The sequence below is a fragment of the Calothrix sp. CBUCES-K 9914 genome (genome assembly GCF_059640475.1).
This window is the reverse complement of record NZ_JBXXZH010000043.1, coordinates 1-21,819: the sequence shown is the minus strand read 5'-3', so window position 1 is coordinate 21,819 and position 21,819 is coordinate 1. Positions and strand designations below refer to the sequence as shown.

The 21,819-nt window shown below is 37.6% G+C and carries 18 protein-coding genes; 8 read left to right on the top strand and 10 right to left on the bottom strand.

Features of this window, described 5'->3' with window-relative positions; genetic code table 11:
* Positions 1 to 30: 30 nt before the first annotated feature.
* Positions 31 to 3,564: an alkaline phosphatase family protein gene (locus AC2JBO_RS12510; RefSeq protein ID WP_496953980.1), complete on the bottom strand. Its 3,534-nt coding sequence runs from the start codon at positions 3,562 to 3,564 to the stop codon at positions 31 to 33.
* A gap of 560 nt (positions 3,565 to 4,124) precedes the next feature.
* Between AC2JBO_RS12510 and AC2JBO_RS12505 the strand changes: the two genes are divergently transcribed.
* The 3 genes from AC2JBO_RS12505 to AC2JBO_RS12495 all read left to right on the top strand — a co-directional run bounded on the left by AC2JBO_RS12505 (position 4,125) and on the right by AC2JBO_RS12495 (position 6,003).
* Entirely contained in the window at positions 4,125 to 4,370 is a 246-nt protein-coding gene (locus AC2JBO_RS12505) for a hypothetical protein (protein ID WP_496953979.1), read from the top strand.
* A gap of 52 nt (positions 4,371 to 4,422) precedes the next feature.
* Positions 4,423 to 4,683 (top strand): helix-turn-helix transcriptional regulator, encoded by a 261-nt coding sequence (locus tag AC2JBO_RS12500; protein WP_496953978.1) that lies wholly within the window; start codon positions 4,423 to 4,425, stop codon positions 4,681 to 4,683.
* Between the two features lie 189 nt (positions 4,684 to 4,872).
* Complete coding sequence (locus tag AC2JBO_RS12495; RefSeq protein WP_496953977.1) at positions 4,873 to 6,003, top strand: SGNH/GDSL hydrolase family protein; 1,131 nt, start codon at positions 4,873 to 4,875, stop codon at positions 6,001 to 6,003.
* A gap of 63 nt (positions 6,004 to 6,066) precedes the next feature.
* On the opposite strand, the gene AC2JBO_RS12490 is transcribed toward AC2JBO_RS12495, so the two are convergent.
* Positions 6,067 to 7,044, bottom strand: a complete 978-nt coding sequence (locus tag AC2JBO_RS12490; protein WP_496953976.1) for an SDR family NAD(P)-dependent oxidoreductase — start codon at positions 7,042 to 7,044, stop codon at positions 6,067 to 6,069.
* 133 nt (positions 7,045 to 7,177) lie between these two features.
* Here AC2JBO_RS12490 and AC2JBO_RS12485 point away from each other — a divergent pair, with 133 nt between their 5' ends.
* The 5 genes from AC2JBO_RS12485 (at position 7,178) to AC2JBO_RS12465 (ending at position 13,492) form a co-directional block, all read left to right on the top strand.
* On the top strand, positions 7,178 to 7,624 hold the full coding sequence (locus AC2JBO_RS12485) for a hypothetical protein (RefSeq protein ID WP_496953975.1): 447 nt from the start codon (positions 7,178 to 7,180) through the stop codon (positions 7,622 to 7,624).
* 118 nt (positions 7,625 to 7,742) lie between these two features.
* Positions 7,743 to 10,445, top strand: coding sequence for an N-6 DNA methylase (locus AC2JBO_RS12480; protein ID WP_496953974.1), 2,703 nt, complete (start codon positions 7,743 to 7,745; stop codon positions 10,443 to 10,445).
* Between the two features lie 7 nt (positions 10,446 to 10,452).
* Entirely contained in the window at positions 10,453 to 11,112 is a 660-nt protein-coding gene (locus tag AC2JBO_RS12475) for a hypothetical protein (protein WP_496953973.1), read from the top strand.
* 501 nt (positions 11,113 to 11,613) lie between these two features.
* The gene (locus tag AC2JBO_RS12470; protein ID WP_496953972.1) at positions 11,614 to 12,291 is read left to right on the top strand and encodes a hypothetical protein; all 678 of its coding nucleotides are present in this window, start codon (positions 11,614 to 11,616) and stop codon (positions 12,289 to 12,291) included.
* 22 nt (positions 12,292 to 12,313) lie between these two features.
* The gene (locus tag AC2JBO_RS12465) at positions 12,314 to 13,492 is read left to right on the top strand and encodes a tetratricopeptide repeat protein (RefSeq protein ID WP_496953999.1); all 1,179 of its coding nucleotides are present in this window, start codon (positions 12,314 to 12,316) and stop codon (positions 13,490 to 13,492) included.
* A gap of 200 nt (positions 13,493 to 13,692) precedes the next feature.
* Here AC2JBO_RS12465 and AC2JBO_RS12460 read toward each other — a convergent pair whose 3' ends face one another.
* From AC2JBO_RS12460 to AC2JBO_RS12425, 8 genes are all read right to left on the bottom strand, one after another.
* Positions 13,693 to 16,245, bottom strand: coding sequence for a polynucleotide kinase-phosphatase (locus AC2JBO_RS12460; RefSeq protein ID WP_496953971.1), 2,553 nt, complete (start codon positions 16,243 to 16,245; stop codon positions 13,693 to 13,695).
* A gap of 70 nt (positions 16,246 to 16,315) precedes the next feature.
* On the bottom strand, positions 16,316 to 17,698 hold the full coding sequence (locus AC2JBO_RS12455; RefSeq protein ID WP_496953970.1) for a 3' terminal RNA ribose 2'-O-methyltransferase Hen1: 1,383 nt from the start codon (positions 17,696 to 17,698) through the stop codon (positions 16,316 to 16,318).
* Between the two features lie 86 nt (positions 17,699 to 17,784).
* The gene (locus AC2JBO_RS12450) at positions 17,785 to 17,970 is read right to left on the bottom strand and encodes a DUF7689 domain-containing protein (RefSeq protein WP_496953969.1); all 186 of its coding nucleotides are present in this window, start codon (positions 17,968 to 17,970) and stop codon (positions 17,785 to 17,787) included.
* 4 nt (positions 17,971 to 17,974) lie between these two features.
* Positions 17,975 to 18,316: a hypothetical protein gene (locus AC2JBO_RS12445; RefSeq protein WP_496953968.1), complete on the bottom strand. Its 342-nt coding sequence runs from the start codon at positions 18,314 to 18,316 to the stop codon at positions 17,975 to 17,977.
* A 262-nt stretch (positions 18,317 to 18,578) separates the two neighbouring features.
* Positions 18,579 to 19,364: a tRNA(His) guanylyltransferase Thg1 family protein gene (locus AC2JBO_RS12440; RefSeq protein WP_496953967.1), complete on the bottom strand. Its 786-nt coding sequence runs from the start codon at positions 19,362 to 19,364 to the stop codon at positions 18,579 to 18,581.
* Positions 19,354 to 19,803, bottom strand: coding sequence for an AAA family ATPase (locus AC2JBO_RS12435; protein WP_496953966.1), 450 nt, complete (start codon positions 19,801 to 19,803; stop codon positions 19,354 to 19,356). The genes AC2JBO_RS12440 and AC2JBO_RS12435 overlap by 11 nt, the downstream gene beginning before the upstream one ends.
* Before the next feature lie 61 nt (positions 19,804 to 19,864).
* The gene (locus AC2JBO_RS12430) at positions 19,865 to 20,116 is read right to left on the bottom strand and encodes a hypothetical protein (RefSeq protein ID WP_496953965.1); all 252 of its coding nucleotides are present in this window, start codon (positions 20,114 to 20,116) and stop codon (positions 19,865 to 19,867) included.
* A 236-nt stretch (positions 20,117 to 20,352) separates the two neighbouring features.
* On the bottom strand, positions 20,353 to 21,819 hold a 1,467-nt coding region (locus tag AC2JBO_RS12425; RefSeq protein ID WP_496953964.1), incomplete at its 5' end, for a group II intron reverse transcriptase.

Below are 21,819 nucleotides of genomic sequence, written 5' to 3'. Positions count from 1 at the left end.
TCCGGAAGGACTGTGCCACATTTAAAATTATTAGGTAAATAATCCTGGTAACTCTTGGGTATTTTCTGCTACTGCTCCTTGTAAGTCATTTGGATTTAACCCTAATGATTTCAAGGCAGTAACGGCAATTTGAGTTGTATTTACGCGGTCTGTTTGTTTGGTTCCTCTTACATCATTAGGTACATTACCACCTACAACTAACGCGACATGAGTATCATCTTCAGAAAAACCACCGTGTTCCGCGCGCTTGGTTGAAGTTGCAGGGTTGCCTACAATAACATATCCAGGTTTGAGTTTAACAATTAAATCAGGTGTTCGTCCATCACTCGGATTTCCAAAACCTGCTTTTTGTAAATCATCTCCTGCATAAACTTCGTCAATTCCTGAATTTGAATTTATTTTTTTTACAATGTTCAGAACTTCAACTGCATCACTTGCTTGTTGTTGATTATCAAGCCATAGTAACGCGACATCATCTTGTGTAGCTTGAGCAACTTGAATTCCAACACTTTCCAAAGCTTTTGTATAGGTATCATCTTTAATTAGTGTTGCTGAACCTAAACGAGGGTTTTGTCCGTGTTTTGCTGTCACTACCACCAAAGTTGAATCGAGTAATCCTTGTTGTTTCAAAGCATCAAGAAGTTTGCCAACACTTTCGTCAGTATGTTTAAGCGCATCTTCTAACTCTGCTGACGGTGTACCATCAGCAGCAATACCACCATTTATGTCTTTTTGAGCAACGCTTAGTGCTTGGAAGTTCATTCCAAATATTGCGGGTACTGCTGAAGAGGAAGTACCTAGCGAGTTCAAACCGTTAATTTCGTTACTCACTGCGTTTACTTTCAAGTCGTCGTAAAGCTTAGTTGTTGTTACACTGCTTGTAACTCCTTTGAATGTAATTTTACTTGGGTCTTTAGCAGTTGATGCATCAACTAATTTACCATCTTCTATTGCTACTTTTGCGGCAATTTCTGGTGAGTAATAGTCGCCAACAGCTTTACCACTCTTCGCGTTCAGAATATCATAGGCGCCGGAGTGCTTTTCCGAGTAAGCTGTATATAAACCTGCGGATGACGCTACATCAAAAATCGTATTTACATTAACATAGTCGTGGGGAAAAACTGGATTGCCTTGTGCATCCACTGGTAGTTTCGAGACATCAATACTACCTACACCGTAATCACCACCACCACTGAGCAAATCGGGATTTTTGTCAATACTTTCATCAAATAATACTTCTGTGCCTAATGTATTACTACCAGGCGCCTTTAAATTGCGGTCATAGCTATCATCATAGTAAACTCCCGTCGTCTTAGGTGTGGCACCTGTAAAATAAGCTAAAGTACCTGGGAAAGAATCCGAAGGAACTGTTGTATAAGCGTTGGTAAAGGTAACACCACTATTTTCTAACCTTAAGATATTTGGGATATCTTTTTGTAAATTCGGGTCAGCCAAATCTGCAGCGCGTAGTCCATCTATCGAAAGTATTAATACATGCTTTTCACCTGTATCTAACCCAACGGTACGACCAGAAAAACCTGCTGCATCAAAGTACTTAGTATCACCAACTTGTTGATAATTTAAGTAAGTCTTAGTTCCATTTGCAGTTGGGTCAGAAGCAAGAACACCTTTGGTAAAGTCAACGTTATCAGGGTTTCCAACCAAAGCTTCGCTAGCAACCCGACCAACTAAGTCACCATTGCTAGGAATATTAAACCCTAAAATATTTGCTAAAGTTACCGCAACATCCGCGTTACTAACAGGCGCCAAGTCGGTATAGTTACTCTTGAAGTCGGGACCAATCGCCAACATATTATTGTAGGTGTCACCGCGTCCGAAACTACCATGCATTCCCTGTCCTTGCTGCAAACCAGTATCAGCTATTTCGACTTCGGAATTAACTGGGTCATTTGGATTAGTCGCAAAAGTCCTAAAATTCAATACAATTGATGGAGTAGGTGTTTGTGCTGAACCTTTCAAGTTAATCGAACTTAGAGGTAATGCTCCAGGAATGGCGCCAAAATCATCATTGACAAACAACCCACTCGTATAATCTTGCTTCGAGAGGAAGTCTACAACTTTCTTAACTGTCTCAACATTATTATCTGGAACATAAATTAAGTCTGAACCACCGTTTGCTGCAACAATAACTTTTGCATCAGGTTGAGCAAGTATTTGACCACTACCACCAATCAAACCGTTACCAGCAGATGGTCGCTGTCCTTGAGTCGGGTCAACAGCTTTGTAAGCAACTTTGTTGCCACTACTGTCTGTTACAGCTGTATCTGGGTCATATAACGTCAATCCTAAATCATGAGCAATATCAATTGCTACGAAACCTGGTGGTAAGAATCCGGGATTCACTCCTGAAAAAGTTAGTGATGACGCATAGTCTTTAACTACATTACCTTGAGTATCAACTGGACTTTTACTTATAGTAGAAAAACCGTGGTCTGAAGTGATAAATATATCAGTGTTATCGTACAGACTGCTACCGTCAGCTAGTTTCTGAGATTTGAGTTCAGCAATAATTTGTGCCAGGTTATTATCAGCATTCTTGATTGCAGCTTTAGAAGTTGCTCCGTTAATTCCCGGTGTCAAGCTGTTAAGACTATCACCTTGGTTATGTTGTGTTCCATCTGGGTCGCGCGACCAATACACCATTGCGAATGGTTTATCACTGCTAGCATAATCGGCGCCAAACTGCGGTAAAATCGCCTTGGTTATCGCGTCAGTGAAGTATTGCTGTTGAACATAGTTTGCTGCTTGAGTGCCAGGAGTTGTGTTATTACCAGAAAAACCATTATTTAATGGTGTTCCTGCGGTTACTCCGTTACTTCTGTCAGGAGCAGTGGCGCCAACTCCAGCAGTAACAAGGCGCCCAATAACATCCTGTGATAAAGGAACTCCCCCTGTTTTACCTGTAGAGTCGTCGATGATGATTGTTTGTGGAGGTGGAACAGTACCTGTACTTGGGTCACGAGTACCTTGACTAACATCTTGAATTAATGTCGGTCCAAGTTTACCGACGGCAGCAGTATTGTATCCATTGTTGCGCGCGAATTGAAGTAAAGTTTCTTCATTGAGGAAGTTGTAAAAGCTGAATGTATCAGGGTCAGAAGTGTCGTAGTTACCTCGGAATTGAGCATTTAAATCTGCAAGAACAGCATCATTTTCAATAAAGGGTGTCGGACTACCATTTGCGCTGTTGACAGGAAACCCTGTGTAGATAGTGTTACTAAAATCTCCTGTATCACCAAGATAATGTCCGGTAGCTATCGCTGACGCATTTGGAGTTGTAAAAGTTGGAAACAGCGAATGACTGTTAACAAAATCAACTCCTTCTGAGCGAATGCTAGAAAGGGTCGGAGCATCTTCTGGGTTTACTGAACCCCGACGTAAACCATCAGCAACAAAGATAAGAACATTTCGACCTTGGCTACTTTTTCCGGTTAATGATTGTTGGTCAGAAAGAGTATTTAAATCAGTACTTGTAATAGAACTGCTATTAAGACTAGTTGTAAGAGAATTCTTGTCTAATGTACTCAAATCATTATTTGCCATTTGTTTATTACTCCAAAGATTTTAATTACAATGTACACAATCAACTGGAATCTGAGTTAAGATACAAATCTATTTAATCCTACAAACCGGGTTTATGGTTTTAGGAATACGCACAATTATTCAGAAAATAGAAGCACATAGTATTTGACCTCTAAATTCTGCTTTATTAATTTAGTATTTGATTGTTCTATATATTATCCAATAGAATCTCTAGCTATAAATTAATACATTACTGTAATTTTGTTGGTTAAATGAAGATTAAAATTTTTTTAATAGAGTGATAATCAAAATCTTTTACATAAATTGATGCAGCCTGACGAGTCAATCTTTTGAATCTAAAAAAATTGATATCTTATGAGATGCAACTTTTAGACACAAATTCTTCATATGCATGACATACGAACGTCATAAATATGTTGTATGTACTAGAAATTATATGACTAATAAAAGTAATCTTTTCGAGTTATTTACTTTTAGCATTTAAAGTAAATGAAAAGTAATGGAATTGAGCAGGTTGAATGCTTGAGTTTTTGAACGCTGGAAAGAGTTACGTCCAATAGTTGAGCCAAAGCGAACAATTATACGATAAAGACCGTGTTGAGATAGTACCTCAGTTTCAAATCAATGACCCATTTGTATATCAAGCGGGGTTACTTCTTCGGTCTGAGTTAATTGAAACTATATATACACCTTACATTGAATCTATTATAAATACTTTAATAATGCATTTGTTACGACATTATGCGGTGCGAGCAGTTGTTATACCAGAGTATAAAGGTGGCTTATCTAGACAAAGATTAAAATAAACTCTTGAATTTATCGACAATAACCCTGAACAACAGTTAAGCGTTGAAGAAATTGCAGCTTTTACAAATACGAGTACTTTTCACTTCATCCGAGTTATTTAAACAATCTCTTGGAATTACGCCACATCAATATATTACTCAACGGCGCCTCGAACTAGCCAAGCATTTACTAGCAAAATCCGATTTAACAATTCTTGAAATTGCGGTTCGTACAGGATTTAATAGTCAATCAAGATTTTCATCTGTTTTTCGTCAGCACTTTAATATTACACCAAGCGAATATAAAACTATAAAAAATAATAATATATCTTAATATTATTTTAAATATAGTTAAAGAACTTAATATTAGTGTAATAATTATTAACAAAGCAAGAATTTAATAGACACGCATAAGCGTTTAAATCTAAAATTTGAACTAAGATTTGAATAAACAACAAGTAAACTCAACTTCTCAAGCAAGTCGGCTTTCTCTTGGGGTTTTGTGAAAATAAAGGTTGACTATATGAATGTTCTACAGCGCTTTCTTTTATGTATTTCGAGTTGCATAGTATGTTTTAGCGTTGAAAGTGTATTTAGCAATGCTTCAATAGCTGCAACTAAGATTGCGGTAAGGTATGGAATATTAGAACAGTCCGTCAACGTTGCTGATATACGTCAGTACGCAGAAACTCACAAAGCGTCTTCTGATTTACAATCTTTTTTAAATTATCTTGATTCCAAGACACAAAAACAGCTTTACGATGCTCTGCAAGTTAAGATGTATTTAAATATTGCAGCGTTAGACAAAACGCTTAATACCAAACCTGCCCAACAGTTACTTTCCACTATAAATGCTGGTATCGCGCGTCGTGACAATGCAGGAATACAAGCGTTACGTGGTGCAATTGTACTAGCAAGTGCCTCAAAAGAAGGTTTAGGAATTGTTAATTTTTTGGAAGCATATCCAAGCGATAAGCTAGTTATTGATGTTCCAGCAGCGTTAGAAATAGCTTCTCAAGCAGAAAGTTTATTCTCTGCTGACATTACACCTGGTCAAGATAACCTTAGTGCTAGTCCCGTATGGCAAGCAGAAGTACAATATCAAATATTTGCCAGTCGAAATAAACAATTTTCTGGTTGTTTATTTGGAGACTCAGTATCTGCGGAACTAGGAAACTCACTAGGTGAAGGCAATTTTAATTTCGCGTTGAACGGTTTAAGCGCAATTACCCTATCACAACAGTTACAGTTATTGGCGCCAGCAGGGGTAAAATGCCATAAGGTAGCAATTGCAGTTGGTGGAAATGATGCTTGGTACAAACTTAGCGATGACACATTTACAAAAAACCTGCGTTCTTCAATAGCAACAGCACGACAAATGGGAGCTAAAGAAATTTTTCTTATCCCTGGTTTTTACTCCACAGACGCAGCGAGTCAAGACCCAACGATATCAGCTACAAACCCTGAAGTAGACAAAATCAATATTTTAATTAACCAAGTTGCTACTCAAGAGAATATACCAGTTATCGCAAAAGATTTACAAGTATTGAATCAAAATAACGCCTTAAAACAAGAGTATAGCAGTAACGACGGCGCCCATTTAAACGACGAGGGCATCAAAATTTATCGTCAAGCCTTATCTAAAATTTTATAACTCTTACTCTCTTCCTTTGCGCCCTTCGCGTTCTTTGCGGTTCGTTATATAACCATCAAAGTATCAAATTTTCGGAGAACTGAGGGCGCCGATTAACAAAAGCGGCCAAGGTACTTTAATATCGGGTATGAAAGAAGAGTATTTTCTCAAAGCAGGCAATGCAGATGGTAATGCAAACCGCAAAGAACGCAGTGAGACAGGACGGTTTCCATCTTTATCTAAAATTCCATGTGACGAAGCAAGTTCAGCGACAATTTGCACTTTTCCTGTACGACGCATAATATTTGCTGATGACTCACCAGTCAAGTAAGCAATAACTCGTCCTGTTAATAAAGGAGTTTCCCAGTTATAGCGCTCACTAAATATTGATTTCATCGGGTCATTACTATCTTGTTCATTAAATTTATCGGCTAAACTAGAAAAATGCTCAGTTCCAACAATACCAGGCCATATAGATACAGAAGCAACGTTATGAGGCTTTAATTCAACAGCCATATCTGCCGCTAATCTATCACATGCAGCTTTCCCGGCGCCGTAAGCAACACCAAAAATATATGATAGCCCACCCCAAGAGGAGATAGTACTAATTAGTCCATGTTTACGCTTGGTCATCATTTGAGCAGCAAAAACACTTGCTACATAATGACTACGAAGACCAACATTATTACTAGCATCCCAAAGACTAGTTTCGTTTTCCCAGAAAGGTTTGCCGTTAGCATCTGTTAATGCTTTAACACCTGAGTACGCATTATTTACAAGTAAGTCAAGCTGGCCATACTGTTCATCTTGAATACGCTCAAACAATAAACGTACTTGTTGATCATCGCTATGGTCTACCTGGACAGGAATACATATACCACCAGCTTCTTCTACTGCAACTTTTGTATCATTTAAACTACCCGAACTACCACTGGTTGATTCAAGGCTACGTCCTGTAATATAAACAGTGGCGCCTGCTTCACCAAGACCAACGGCAATACCTTTACCTATACCCCGTGTGGCGCCAGTAACTAATACCACTTTACCTTCAAGATTAGCCATAGCTGTTTGTAATTATTTATAAATTATCAAGAATATTACTTCAAGGTTACATTAAAATTGAACAATATTCATAAGATTCCCAACTTATTTAAGAAGTCTGGAATATAAAACATGGGTTCATCACTTAACCAAAATGACTAAGACATTAAATCAATCCAAAGGCAGAAATAATCAAAAACGCCATAAATTTTTTCTAAACCCTTACTCAGATTGTGCATTTACCAAATGCCCCAAATGCGATACCAAAACGAAAGTGCGTAAATTTCCCTTGGTAATTCACATCGAACCACAGCAAATGTTTATACTAAACAAACAATGTAAATATTGTCCATATTGCGACCTAATTATTGCCAAACAGCAAGAATTAGAATCACTTATGGCAATGGCGATGATTCAATCGAATCCAGATATAATTGGCAACAAATATTTAGTCATGGGAATAATTGACAGAAACGACTGGAAGGAAGGTAGTCAAGATAAACTTTCTTCCTCTGATATAGTAAAACGCATGTACGTTTTTAAAGATATCTGGAACTTTGAAGTCATTCCCGCAGGATGGTATCCCGCATCTAAATCATAGTTTTTGTAGAAACTGGTAGCTAAAATAAGCTCAACACAGTACAATAGTTCTTAATTCAAGACAATAGTTTGGCGCCAAACATCAATCTTTATTTACTTGAACAACGGAGGTGTTGTGCGTGCAGTTAGAGCAGCTTTTGGATGTACTTCATTATACTCAATCGTCAAATTATTATAGTACTAACGCTCACCGTAACCCATTAACAGAGCATATATATCGTGCTGCGAAAAAAGCAGGTGTACAAGGAACTTACGTAATTCATACTAGCCCTTCTAGCAATAATATTTTGCCAGTTCGACCTGTCGTATATGTAGCATCAGCACAAACAGTAGAAGCTGCAAGAGCAATACACTATAAGGTTTGGAACCTTGGTACTGTACCTTTTTTATTAATACTTCTTCCAAACCACATTAGAGTATATACAGGTTTTGCTTACTCTCAACATAATGAAAATGATGGTTTAATAGATTTAGTAGACCTGAATCTTACAGATATTAGAAGCAAACTGGGTTATATTTTTGCTTTGCCAATAGACTCAGGTACTACTTGGAAAAGCCAAGCAAAGCATCTTGTTCCTGAGAAACGTGTCAACATACATTTACTCAACAATCTTAAAAAGTTAGCAGAGTATTTGCTTAATCAGGGTTTACACTTTTCTGTTGCTCACTCTTTAATAGGAAAATACCTTTATATCTGTTGCCTTCGCGACCGAGAAATTTTATCTAGCAATTGGTTAACAGAAAATGATATAAACTTACAAAGCGTACTCAGTAGTAACGCGACTGTATCAGGTTTAGATAAATTTATTAAAGTATTGGAAAAACGCTTTAGTCGTGATATATTTCCCTTTCCATTACAAGGTTGTGATGCAATTACTGATGAAATAGTATCATTGGTAGCTAGTGTTTTTAACAAAGATGAGCGAGTAGTAAATCAATTACATTTAGATTTTACTGCTTACGACTTTTCTTATATCCCTGCTGAGATATTATCATCAATTTATGAGCAGTTGCTTAATCTACAACCAAATGTACTTCAGGAAAAAACAGTTTACACTCCTGAAGTGTTAGCTGACTATTTATTATATGAGATAAACCAAAGCAGACCTTTATTCACAGGAATGAAAATCCTTGACCCATGCTGTAGTTGTGGGACATTTTTAGTTTTGGCTTATCGTAGATTAATTGAAATGGAACTAGTACATAGTTCCAATGGTAAAGTAAGCTTTGGGCGCCTCAATGATATACTTATTGAGAGTATATATGGCTTCGAGCAAAATTGCGATGCTTTTTACGTAGCTGAATTTAGCTTGCTTTTAACAATGCTCGATTATATTGAGCCTAAAGAATTACATAATCATCAAGACTTTAAATTTCCGCTTTTGCACAATCATCAAATATTTGAATCGAATTTATCTCAAACTAAGCAGAAATTTAACTGGATAGTTGGAAATTTTTATATAATAAACTTAAAATCAAGCACAAGCAATGAAAACTTGCTTAATTCGATTACAGAATTGTTGCAACCAGATGGTTACGCAGGTTTGATTATACATACAGAAAGCTTGTTGAATCATGAGTTTAAAGAATACCGCAGACAGTTTTTTCATAAAAATGAAGTTGCGAGAATTACCAATTTTACCAATTTAGCTGATATTCTTTTTCATGAGAGCTTGGCGCCTGTTTCAACTATAGTATATACCAAGGCAAAGGCAGAAAGAGAAAAGCCTGAAATTATTCACTTTGCTCCTTCGGTTATTAATCAAATTCATAATTTAGCTTGGATGATAACTATTAATGCCAATGAGATACAACTAGTTTCACCTGATGAAGCAGAAACAGGAGAAGCTATTGTATGGAAGTTAGCTTTATGGGGTAGTTACAGAGATAAGCGTACTATAAAACGTTTAAACCGAGTATTCAATACTAATTTAGGTGCTTTAGCTGAACAAAAAAACTGGCGCCTTAACCGAGAAGGAGTATTTAGAATCACTGCACACAAGTGCTTTACTATACCAGAGCCTCTATTTACTATTTCTCGTTCTGAAGAAGACACAAGCTATGTACACGCTATTTCTATTTGTTTTAACTCTTATATTAGTGAATATTATCACTTTTTTCAAAGTAGGCAATGGAATGTAGTTAATAATAGTATTTTTATCGGAGAGATTCAGAACATCTCCGTTCCGGCTTTATCTGTAAACCAAGTAGTCGAAATATCTAGACTACAGGAAATACCAGAAGCATTAGAAATTAGTACAGAAGCTCAAGAAATACTCGATAAAGAAATTGAAAAAATTTTAAACATTCCTCGGAACATCAGTATTATTGCCAAAGACTTTATCAATGTTAGGTGTAAACTTAACAAAACTAAAGTTATCACAGCAACTCAACCACCAACAGAACATAATTTAGTAGAATATGGAGAGTGTCTAGCAAGAGAACTTGATGAATTTGTTCAAGGTAGTGGCATACGTCATAAAATATCAATAGTAAATTCCGATAGCTTTACAATTTGCACGGTAGAAATAACCAAATCAAGTAACCCTATAGATATTACGGTTACAACTGTTACAGGTCATAACAATTATTATTCTCTTTTAAAAAATATTCAGCAAGAATCTAGATATAAGTTTAACCAATGGCTGTATACTCAATGTGGAATTTATATTTTAGATGGCGCCAAAATTCATATATGTAAAGCTTCACGTCTAATTGATTGGACACAAACGCAAGCTTTAAATGATTCTGACGACATAATAGCGCAATTGCTAACAACTAAGAGTAAAAACAATGAAGTATTGCTTGAGGGTGTGGGATAACTAATTAATGACGCAAGATAATATAAGTGATGACTGGGTAGATTTGTATAATAATTTTTTCCGTAGAGACGCACATCAATTACTCGCTTGGGGATATGAGGATGCTCGACATAAAATTGAAGCGGATAATGAAGAAACAGATATTACAGGTTTTATCGCAGAAAAAATAGAGAACAGACTCGATGACCCAAATACTCCATCTCGATTTGACAGATATTTTTTAGGTGAAGACAAACCAATACCCGGAGAAGGACGTACTGGAAAATCAAGACGAAGACTCGACCTAGTTATTGAATGCAGTATAGTCAAACCACGTCCCAAGTACATATTTGAAGCAAAACGACTTAGTAAGGGTAAAGTGACTATAGGTGATTACACAGGAGAGGAAGGATTACAACGGTACGTATACGGAAAATACGCTTCGCAATATCCTGAAGCTGCTATGATTGGGTACGTACAGAGTGATAACTGTGACTATTGGTTAAATGAGTTGCAAAGGAAGTTTGATACAGATTCTAGTAATAGCTTATATATAAAAAAAACCTTAATAAAGGTGGAAGTAATATCCTTTCTAAACAATGAATGGGTTAGCGAACACGACCGCACAACTGGCAAAGTCATTGTTGTGTTTCATATTTTCCTTGACTGCTGTACTATTTCTTTATAAGTACAAACAGCCAAAAACTCGCACCAATGGTGCGAGAATTGAACTTTTTATTACATTCCAGTTTCACTTAAAACCGATTTTAGGTATTGATTTACTTAAATCAAACAAATTTTGTGCGCGCAACTAGAGCAAGTCTTAAGTGTAATTCATAACACCCAATCCTTAACCGATGTCTAGAAAAAGCCTGCTAGACAAGAATTTCAGGCTTCTAGAGCGCCAGTCCGGTAGAAGTAGTTGACATAATAATCAGATTATGCACATGGTTATAATCGAACATTAAGGCGCCGATTTTTAGATGTGAAGGCTAAATCAGGGTAAATTATTTAATACAAAAACAAGCGTTTTGCCCTAACGCACAAATCAACACTTTCGTCAATATATATTACTGGACTGGCGCTCTAGGTGTGCTTGAAGTAGGGGAGGAATAAGACTTTGTGATTTTCGTCTATTTTTTGGGAAGACTAAGCTTATATTCCTTATAAAATTATAAATCTTAAACATATGGACTGGACAGTTCTCCTAAAATCACAGCAAATTGATTTTATTGAAAGATTGAAGTCAGGGCGCTTACTGCATTCCGAGCTAGAAGGAAGGCATAGCGAGTTAACTATAATATCAGGAGATAAGTTAAATCAATTAAGGAACTTTTGCTGGGAGATGGTTAGAAAATATAAACCAGATGACCCAAGAAAATATTTTATAAACAATATGAAGGGTAAACTAGGCGAGGAAGTTATTAAAGCTCGCTTAGGTAATTTCGTGACTGAAGTAGACTACGAAAAAAAAGTTGGTGGTGACGGTAAAATTGATTTTTATTTGACTTCTGAGCCTTCTGTCGGTATTCAAGTTAAGGCACGTTATGGAGATATTGATACTGTTCAATGGTCGATTAGTAAACAAGAAATAGAAAAAAATGCTGTATTGGTATGTGTTTTAATTCAGGAAGAAGTCAATGAGGCACAAACCAATTACAGTTTAGTATTTGCTGGTTTTATACCAACAATGATTCTTAAAAATCAAAATAAAACTTCAGTACAGATAAATGAGTTACTTTATTGTAGTGGTTTACAGAGCTTTCTAGAATACTATATGAAACTATTAAAAAATAATTGTGTAAAGTTAACAAATGAGTGTAAAAATGGGGAAATAGAAAACAATCTTGCTATAAAAAAAAAATAATGATTATACTGAATCTCAATTCATAAGTTTAGCTAATGAATACTTTAATCTAGCTAATTCTTATCATCAAAATTCTCATTATGTCAATGCAATAGCTTATTACACTCAAGTATTAAAATTAAATCCATATTTTGTGGAAGCATATTTCAGTAGAGGAATAGCTTTTAATAATCTCGGGAAATATCAAGAAGCTATCGCTGATTTTGATAAAGTTATAAAAATTAAACCGAGTGAATTTAGGGGATACAATAGTAGAGGTATTAGTCGCTTGTATTTAAATGACAAGCAGGGAGCAGCAAATGATTTTAATATAGCTGTCAACATTATAAAGAATACAGCAGCAGAAATTTATTATAACCGAGGTTATATCTTTTATTGTATTGGAAAAATTAAAGAAGCAATAGATAATTTTAATGAATCAATAAATATGAACAGAGGTTACTACTTACCATATTTAATTAGAGGAAATTGCCGTTCAATAATAAAAGATAAAGAGGGAGCAATTAAAGATTATACAATAACTGTAAGAATGAATCCAAAATGTGATGAAGCATATTTTTATTTGGGATTAAATTCTGAAGAAAGTGGAAATTTAAACAGAGCAATAACTTATTATAATGCTGCAATTGCAACTAATAATAATAATGATAAATATTACTTGCATCGTGGTAATATTCGTTACAAAATGAGAGACAATAATGGTGCAATCGCGGATTATACAAGTGCTATAAATATTAACCCTAGTCTAGATGTTGCATTTAGTAAACGTGGTACTGCTCGTTATAAACTTACAGATAAAAACGGTGCAGTCGAAGATTATACTCAAGCAATAAGTATTAACCCTAAAGACTTTACAAGTTATTTTAACCGAAGTATTGCTCGTTATGAGTTAGGAGATAAACAGGGATCTATCAAAGACTATAACCAAGCATGTAGTATTAATCCACAAATAGTTAAATCAAAAAAGGTCAATCAAATGGGAGAAATTCTTTTTTCAAAAAATGTCTCCCTTGCAATGCTTGCTGATAGTTATCAAGAACATGAAACTGAATTTGAAGAATTATCGTATGCGGATGATGACGATGGTGATGATGATTTTTTTTCAAATCATATGTCTTTAGAAGATTACGATGAACGTTCTCTAGATTACGGATATTTGGAAGATTTAACAGGTAAAGAATATGATGATTATTTTAATTAAATTTTTACATTTACAGCAAATATTAGGTACATAAGGTACATATATAATTTCCAAAACCTTGTAGAGACGTGATTAAATCGCGTCTCTACATAAATTCTGAGGGCAGGCACCAATATTTAAAATCTCTCCTCTGTGTACTCTGTGTCTCTGTGGTAAATAAAAATATATCATTGCACAGGCAAGATGCCTGTGCTACGGGTTTACAACCTTGGGTCTACAGGTTCACTCTCTAAAGCTAAAATTCCAAATACACATTCATGTATTCTTCGTAATGGTTGATGTGAGACAAACCTTTCCAAAGATTCTACACCGAGTGCGAATTCGCGCATTGCTAACGAACGTTTATGAGATAATCCTCTTTGACGCAAGCGATTTAAGTTTTCTGGACTAGTATATTCGGCGCCATAAATAATCCGTAAATATTCCTGTCCACGACATTTAACGGCTGGTTGAATAATACCACGATTACCTTTAACTATATAATCCATTGGCTTAACTACCATACCCTCACCACCAGCAATAGTCATTTGCTCCCACCAATGAATACCTTCAGCTTGGCTACTAGGGTTAGTTAAATCAATGACTTTATAATTGGTAGCTAATAATATGGGGTTATATGAGGCAATTTTGGCAATTTCTTCCATATGCCAACGATGGGTTTTGTCGGTATGTACGGCGCCTTCTGTTGCTAGTATATGAAACGGCGCCAGTTTGATATCAGAAATATCGTTGACATCCCAGCAATAGCGACGGTAAGCATCAGTATATAAATTAGCCATTTGTGCGCGCTGTGTAAATGCAGTTAATTGGGCACCAACATCAACTCCTCGCACGCTAGCTTTTTCTAACATCGCAACTGCATCAGCAAGTCCGGTGCGCGATGATACACCAACGGGAGCATACTGATTTTGTAATAACGCTTGAGCTTTTGCTGACCAAGGCATAAGCTCACAGTCGAGACATACCCAGTCGGTATTAAATGTTTCCCAAAAATTACTTGTAGATAAAGCTTGATTGATTTTGGCAATAAACTCAGTTTCTAAAGCTTGATTATCAAAAAACTTTCTGCCTGTACGAGTGTAACAAATACCAATACCTTCTCCGACAATACCAAACCGCTTTCTTACTGCATCTTCGTCACGGCAAACTATGACAACCGCGCGCGAACCCATATGTTTTTCTTCACAGACTACCTCGTTAATACCTTGACTTTGGTAATATGCAAAAGCTTCTTGAGGATGTTCTAAATATCCAGGTAACTTTGAAGTCTCTACAGGTGACATTGTAGGAGGTAAGTAAATTAGCCACTTGGGGTTAGCAGCAAACCGACTCATAACTTCGAGTGCCGCAATCGCGTTTTCTTCCCGAATCGTTATATTATTTTGCAAGCGCACATTAATAATGCGTTTACCCAACACATCATCAACATTTAACACATCATCATGTTCCTGCTGTGCTGAGTGCTGAGTGCTGAGTGCTGAGTGCTGAGTGAGGGGTTTGATAGGTTCGCAATAAACCCTAGCAGCAGGTACACTAACTAATTCCCTTTCGGGATAGCGCAAAGCTGTTAACTTCCCACCGAATACACAACCTGTATCTATATCTATTGTATTATTCAACCATTCGGCTTCTGGTACTGGTGTATGTCCATAAACAACCATTGCATCACCTCGATACTCACCTGCCCAGTTAAAACGTACAGGTAAACCAAATTCATCTATTTCCCCTGTAGTGTCACCATACAATGCAAACTCACGCACGGCGCCACTTCCTCGTCCTTGCATTTCGCGCTTCATTCCTGCATGTGCGACTACTAGTTGTCCACCATCTAAAACATAGTGACTTACTAATGAGTCGATAAATTCGCGTAGGTCTTTAATAAAATCTTCGCGGGTATCTTCAGGTAGTGCGTCTATTTCTGCTAGTGTTTGCTCTAACCCATGATTAACTCGAACGTTTTTACCACGAAGTTTTCGCAGTAGTTTATGTTCGTGGTTGCCTGGAACGCATAAAGCTGTACCTGAGTTAACCATCTTGCGAACCAGGTTTACTGTATCTAATATACGGGCGCCTCTATCTACTAGGTCTCCAAGAAATACTGCTTTGCGTCCTTCTGGGTGATAGTAGTGTTCTCCTTTTTGATAACCAAGTTTTTCTAGCAGTAATTCTAGTTCGTCGCAGCAACCGTGGATGTCGCCAATAATATCAAATGGACCGCGTTCGTGTTTACGGTTGTTCCACAATGGTTGACGTTCTATTTCTAGGTTGTTAATGTCTTCTAGGGAATTTAAAACATGAACGTATCGAAATCCTTCTTTTTCTAGTCCGCGCAAGCTTCGACGCAGTGCTTGTGTATGTCGTTTGACTACATGGGCGCCAAATTGCCTGTCTGGACGCTGTTGGTTACGTTCGTGACAAAGTTGTTCGGGAAGGTTGAGGACTATAGCTACGGGTAATACGTGATATTCCCGTGCCATTTTTATATATTCTTTGCGGTCTTCGGGTTGGACGTTGGTGGCATCTATGACTGTTAGTTTTCCAGTTGCTAATCGTTTGGTGGCGATGTAATGTAGTACGTCAAATGCGTCGTGTGATGCTTTTTGGTCGTTTTCGTCGTCTGATACTAGTCCTCGACAAAAGTCTGAGGAGAGGATTTCGTATTGTTGGAAGTGTTTGCGCGCGAATGTTGATTTGCCGGAACCAGAGGCGCCGATGAGTATTACTAGTGAAAGTTCAGGAATTGTTATTTTCATATTATTAACTTAATTCCCCCCTTATTAAGGGGGGCTAGGGGGGATTTTTTAACCGCAAAGAAAGAGAGGATTAAATTTTGAAGATTGCCATTTGTGTAGGCGCCCCAACTTCTGGGTCATTATCTCCAATGGGTTGAAACTCAACTGTATAGCCAAATCTTTCTCCTACTTGGTTTGCCCAAGTTTGAAATTCTTCTCTTGTCCACTCAAAACGGTGGTCTTTATGTCGGAGTTTTCCAGCAGGTAATGTTTCAAATTTGACGTTATATTCGATGTTTGGTGTGGTTACAATTACTGTTTTGGGATGGGTAAACTCGAAGACTACCCGTGATAAAGAACTTAAACGCGGTAAGTCTAGATGCTCGATAACTTCGATTAGTGTGACTGCATCATAACCCTTGAAACGTTTATCTTGATATGTTAATGCGCTTTGGAAAAGTTGTATTTTGTCCCATTGGTTGCGTGCTAACCGTAGTTTTTCAATGCGTTCTTTGGCAATTCCTAACGCGCGATACGATACATCAGCACCTGTGATTTTATCGAAAAACGTATCTTTGATTAAATATCTAAGCAAAGTCCCCTCTCCGCAACCTAAGTCTATTACAGTTTTAAGGTTGTTTTGTTTGAGGGTATCAACAACAGTTAACATTCGTTGTTTATTGAGGGAAAGCGGTTTCTCTACTGCTGCTTCTTCTTGTGCGTATTCTTCCTGACTACTATCTGGGTCAGGGTCTTCTAATTCTATGAGTTGCGCTAAAGCAGCACGAGTTAAACGACCTTGACGTTTCAGGTAGCGACGAGTTATTTGCTCTTTTGCAGGGTGCGAACTTAACCAACCTTCTCCATGACGCAGAAGTTTTTCAACTTCGTCTTCTCCTACCCAGTAATGTTTCTCGTCATCAAGTACTGGAATAAGCACATAAAGATGACTAAGTAATTCAGATAAAGCTAAAGTGTGTTGTAACTCCACAGTGTAATATTTACTGGCGCCCCAATCTGGAAATTTCTCATCAAGCTGGTGATTTTGTGCGCTAACGGTATAACCCAACGGTTCAAATAATTCGCGTAGAAACTCTTCACCCCCACGACAAGGTAAAACGCTTATTGTTGCGGTTAAAGGTATTGGGGTTTGCACGAGTTCAGGACGGTCTTTACATCTACCACCAAGCGCAGTCCCGAAAACCTGCGACATCGCAACACTAAAAAACGACGAAGCAACATAAGGTCTATCATTAACATACTGGTCGAGAGTGGCGCCTTTTGAACGCACCAATTTTACAGGGTCGATATCCAACAGCAGCGCAGCAGTACAGCAAGTATCGCTAGCTTCCGGGTAAAAAACATGCGCTTGTCCAAAAGAGAGCGAGAACGACTGACACTTATCTGGGTGCTTATGTAATAAATAACCCAGGTCTGTAGCTGGTGTATGTGTTGTTGTAATTGTTAATAGCATGAACTTTCAAAACGGTTCATAGTAAAAGTGTTATATGTTTCTACAGTTATAACTCCACTCATTTCGGAAAACCATCCTAAAATTACTTATAAAACTCCAAAAATTAAATTCTCCTCTTGTGGAATCTCTCCTGGTATTGGTTGCCACCAACGTTCAATATCTTCTGCAGCCCATGCAAAACAATTATATTCTTGTGATTTTGGACTAGTTACTTGATAATTAGTACTAGCCAAATTTGGCCATTTGACCTCAAGCTCAGGTCGTCTATACATTAGATTAAATTACGTAACCTTGATTTTTACCCCATTCCAGCCAAGCTTCAGCCATCTGTTTTATTTTTCCTCGCTGTTCAGGCTTAATTGGATTTTCACCTGTAATTTGAGATAATGCCGATAACCAGTAAAGAGGGTTATTTTTTAATTCTTTCAGCAATAATGGTAATATTTGATTTCCCATACTGACAATTTCTTGGTACGCGGGATGCTGAGACATTTGAGCAGTAGAAGACATTCCTTCTACTTCACTTTCCCATTGAGAAGCAAGAATATAAAACTGTTTCGCGATTTCGGAGGAATGTTCAACATCGTGTTTAATAACATATTTGTTTATCTCGCTCATACAAAATATACTACTTTCATATATAATGCATTTATCTTATAGTCATTTAATCGCCATCGTAACAAAAAATCAAGCTAAAGCTATGAAGCCTGTGGTAAGGTGCGTGAAAGCAGTTTAATTTTTCTATAAGCGTGAAGATTGTAATGGCTTTCACGCACCCTACTCTCTTCCTTTGTGTACGAGTGTGGTTAATTTTTCCTCTCTCTGTGTACAGACGCGATTAATCGCGTCTGTACGTGTCTCTATGGTAAAGAAAACGACCTCACTGCACAGGCAAGATGCCTGTGCTACGATTATCTAATAAGCTTCTAATAAAATTACTATACTCGTCTCTCATAGGTAATTCTAAATCTCGCTTAATTCGGCGCCTAATTGCAGGAACTGTTTGCCCGGTTTTTGGATTAAATCCTTCTTTTTGATATTCTTCCCAGTACAGTCCTACTCCTCGTTTTTGCCAGTTGGGAAGGTTATTAAAGTTAATGCCATGTTGAAACAATAGTTCGTTTTTGTCTGCAACAGATAATCGATCCATCATGCTGGTTGCAAGTCTTGCGGTTTTGCCATCACGACGTAAGCACCAGTAACAATGAGCGTTGAGTGCGTTACGGTGTGCGTCTTCGTTACGCCAGCGGAAATAGTTGACGACTTCGGTAATATTAGGTAGTTGTGATATGCGACAGTCAAAGCAAGCTATATCACCTAAAAGTAACGAGAACCGCGCGCTTGCTTCTCCTGCTAAGACTGAATTTAGTTTACGTGTTTTGCGACCGAAGCTAACTTCGTCGTATGCAAATAATAAAGATATTTCATCGCTTTCTGTATAACCGTAGATAATATCTATACCGCAGTTCATTAAATGCTCGACTGTTGCCAGCATTATATCGCGAAATTTCTCATCGAAAGGCGCCTCAAATTTATGGACTTCTTTCGTTAACCGAGTAAAACTGCGTCCATCTAACCGAGCTACTATGTAAATACCTGGTAATACACAGTGGTCGTGCGCTGTTTCAAAGACGCGCATTCTAGTATCAAGTTCATCAAATTTCACGGAAGCATTCCCTTACTATAAACGAATTATTCACAGCTGTTTTAACTGAGTATATTGCGTCAAATCCTTCCTCCCATGTTGGTAAAACTAATCTCTTATAAGTACCTAGTAATCCAACAAGCGGTATTTTTTCTTTTCCTGTACGCTGATTATTTCGCTGTTTACATTCTTCTAAAGGCGAATTAAAATAATAAGCTACAACTCTAAATTTATTTTCTTGCGCTGGCAATATATAACGGCTCCTATCTTTAAGTGTAGGGTTGGTATTATCAACAACAAACGATTGTTTAGCTTCAAAACAAGCTTTGATAAATATTTGCTCACGGTGTCTGGTTTTGAGCATGTCTAAATTAATACGTATATGAGTATTTAAAAACCTTTCGCGGTAAAAAGTTGATTTTCCGGCGCCTTGAAGCCCAACAAATATTATTGCTTCCATAAGAGAATAACTCGTAGTAAGCACTTTAGTGCTTGAATTTAAGAAAGCACTAAAGTGCTTACTACGTATATTTAAACACAGGCACTTGCGTCGGCGCCCCAACTTCCAGGTAATTATCTCCAATAGGTTGAAACTGCACTGTATATCCAAATCTTTCTGCAACTTGATTTGCCCAAGTTTGAAATTCTTCGCGCGGTTCATAGTAAAAGTGTTTTATGTTTCTACAGTTATAACCGCAACGATTTCGGAAAACCATCCTAAAATTACCTAGAAAATTCCAAAAACTAAATTTTCCCTCTTGTGAAATAAGCATCTTTATCTTCTGGAATGGGCATCCTTGCCCGTTCCAAATCTAAGGCGGCAATTGCTGTAATCTCAAAATCATGGTTGTGTAGGCGGATTTCGGTATTTATTGGACTTTCCCTAATGGTGAGGTCGAAGGGAGCTATTACACTCCGCTCCTCCCCTTTAGAACCGGACGTGAAAGTTTCCCTTCATCCGGCTCCCGATATTCTTAAGGGCTAGTGTTGTACCCTTTCTCCTTCCTTTTTACCAAGAATTTTCTGCTAAGTATTCCTCGGTTATTTCTGGGTAGTTAGTTACATCTTTTCCCTTTTTGCTACTGTGGATGTAATCGTGACATGATTCGTGGACAACTGTTAGATTTTTGGTCTTCCAATTGTTATGGTTCCCGTCCTTATGGTGGAGATGAACCTGTTCATCATGTGTAAATTTCAAGCCACAATGTCCACAGCTATGGTCTTGCTTTTTGAGCAGCTTCGAGGTTAAACCGTCGTATAATTTACTGTTGCGTTCGCTCCAATATTTTATGTCGCCATCGTATGGGGACTTACGTCCTTTGACTTTGACGTGACTGTTTTCGGAGTATTTTACCGCAGGGAAGGCTTGTTCTACAAGCTTTTTGGCGGAGTGCCTATCCTGCTTGGCATCTTTGTTAAATACCTTAAATGCTCGATGGTTCATGAACCAAAGCGAATATTTGGAACCATCCATTTTGCAGTATTTGTGGTATTGCCTCCAACCTCTAACTATCGGAGCCAGCTTTTTAGCTTTTACCGACGCACCATAATTTCCGTTGTTAATAACAGATTTTACCTTCTTACGGAATTTCTTGAAGTTTTCCTCTGAGGGAACGCATCTAAATTTTCCGTTTTTCTGGACATAAAAATTCCAGCCTAGGAAGTCAAATCCGTCTGTCGAAGCGGTTAATTTGGTCTTACTTGACTTAACTTTTAGACCTCTTGCTGCTAAGAACTCGTTGATTTTATCTGATAGCTCCGAAGCGTTATCTTTAGGTCTTAAAAAGAAGACCATATCATCGGCGTATCTCACACAGGGGTAGATTATATCGCTTTCATTGGTTTTGTCGGTGATTCTCTTATGAGAGTCTTTATGATACTTGTGTATTTCTTCGATTCCGTTGAGAGCGATATTTGCCAACAGAGGACTTATCACGCCACCTTGACATGTACCTTGTTCTGGAAACTCTGGATTTTGTCCTGCTTTGAGACAGCGAAAAATTCCAAGTTTTAACCCATAGGGGGCAATCAGATTGGACATTATTGCGGTGTGGTTTATCCTATCGAAACACTTTTCAATATCTAACTCGTAGATTCTTTTAGTGATGCCATTAACATTTGAACTCAAATTTTGGTAAATCTGTTTTTGAGCATCCTGGGCAGAGCGCCCGACTCTAAATCCATATGAGTGTTCGTGGAAAGTTGCTTCGTGTGCTGGCTCTAATGCAAACAGCGCTAGGCACTGCCAACACCTGTCCAACATTGTTGGTATTCGGAGTTTTCTGGTTGTTCCATCCTTTTTGGGAATTGGGATTTCACGGAGTCCGTTATGTTTCCAATTGTTTACGTACTTCTGTAGGATTGGTTCGATTTCAAACCTTTCTTGGAAGTTAAGTTTGGCTTTACCATCAACTCCAGCAGTTTTCTTACCTGCGTTAAGTTGAGTTATCTTTCTGATAGCGAGAAACCTGGCAGC

Excerpts from the sequence above, each read along its gene's own strand:
- AC2JBO_RS12460 (WP_496953971.1), bottom strand. The coding sequence starts at position 16,245 with ATGAAAATAACAATTCCTGAACTTTCACTAGTAATACTCATCGGCGCC.
- AC2JBO_RS12445 (WP_496953968.1), bottom strand. The coding sequence starts at position 18,316 with ATGAGCGAGATAAACAAATATGTTATTAAACACGATGTTGAACATTCC.
- AC2JBO_RS12490 (WP_496953976.1), bottom strand. The coding sequence starts at position 7,044 with ATGGCTAATCTTGAAGGTAAAGTGGTATTAGTTACTGGCGCCACACGG.
- AC2JBO_RS12450 (WP_496953969.1), bottom strand. The coding sequence starts at position 17,970 with ATGTATAGACGACCTGAGCTTGAGGTCAAATGGCCAAATTTGGCTAGT.
- AC2JBO_RS12485 (WP_496953975.1), top strand. The coding sequence starts at position 7,178 with ATGACTAAGACATTAAATCAATCCAAAGGCAGAAATAATCAAAAACGC.
- AC2JBO_RS12510 (WP_496953980.1), bottom strand. The coding sequence starts at position 3,564 with ATGGCAAATAATGATTTGAGTACATTAGACAAGAATTCTCTTACAACT.
- AC2JBO_RS12455 (WP_496953970.1), bottom strand. The coding sequence starts at position 17,698 with ATGCTATTAACAATTACAACAACACATACACCAGCTACAGACCTGGGT.
- AC2JBO_RS12470 (WP_496953972.1), top strand. The coding sequence starts at position 11,614 with ATGGACTGGACAGTTCTCCTAAAATCACAGCAAATTGATTTTATTGAA.
- AC2JBO_RS12435 (WP_496953966.1), bottom strand. The coding sequence starts at position 19,803 with ATGGAAGCAATAATATTTGTTGGGCTTCAAGGCGCCGGAAAATCAACT.
- AC2JBO_RS12430 (WP_496953965.1), bottom strand. The coding sequence starts at position 20,116 with ATGCTTATTTCACAAGAGGGAAAATTTAGTTTTTGGAATTTTCTAGGT.
- AC2JBO_RS12495 (WP_496953977.1), top strand. The coding sequence starts at position 4,873 with ATGAATGTTCTACAGCGCTTTCTTTTATGTATTTCGAGTTGCATAGTA.
- AC2JBO_RS12475 (WP_496953973.1), top strand. The coding sequence starts at position 10,453 with ATGACGCAAGATAATATAAGTGATGACTGGGTAGATTTGTATAATAAT.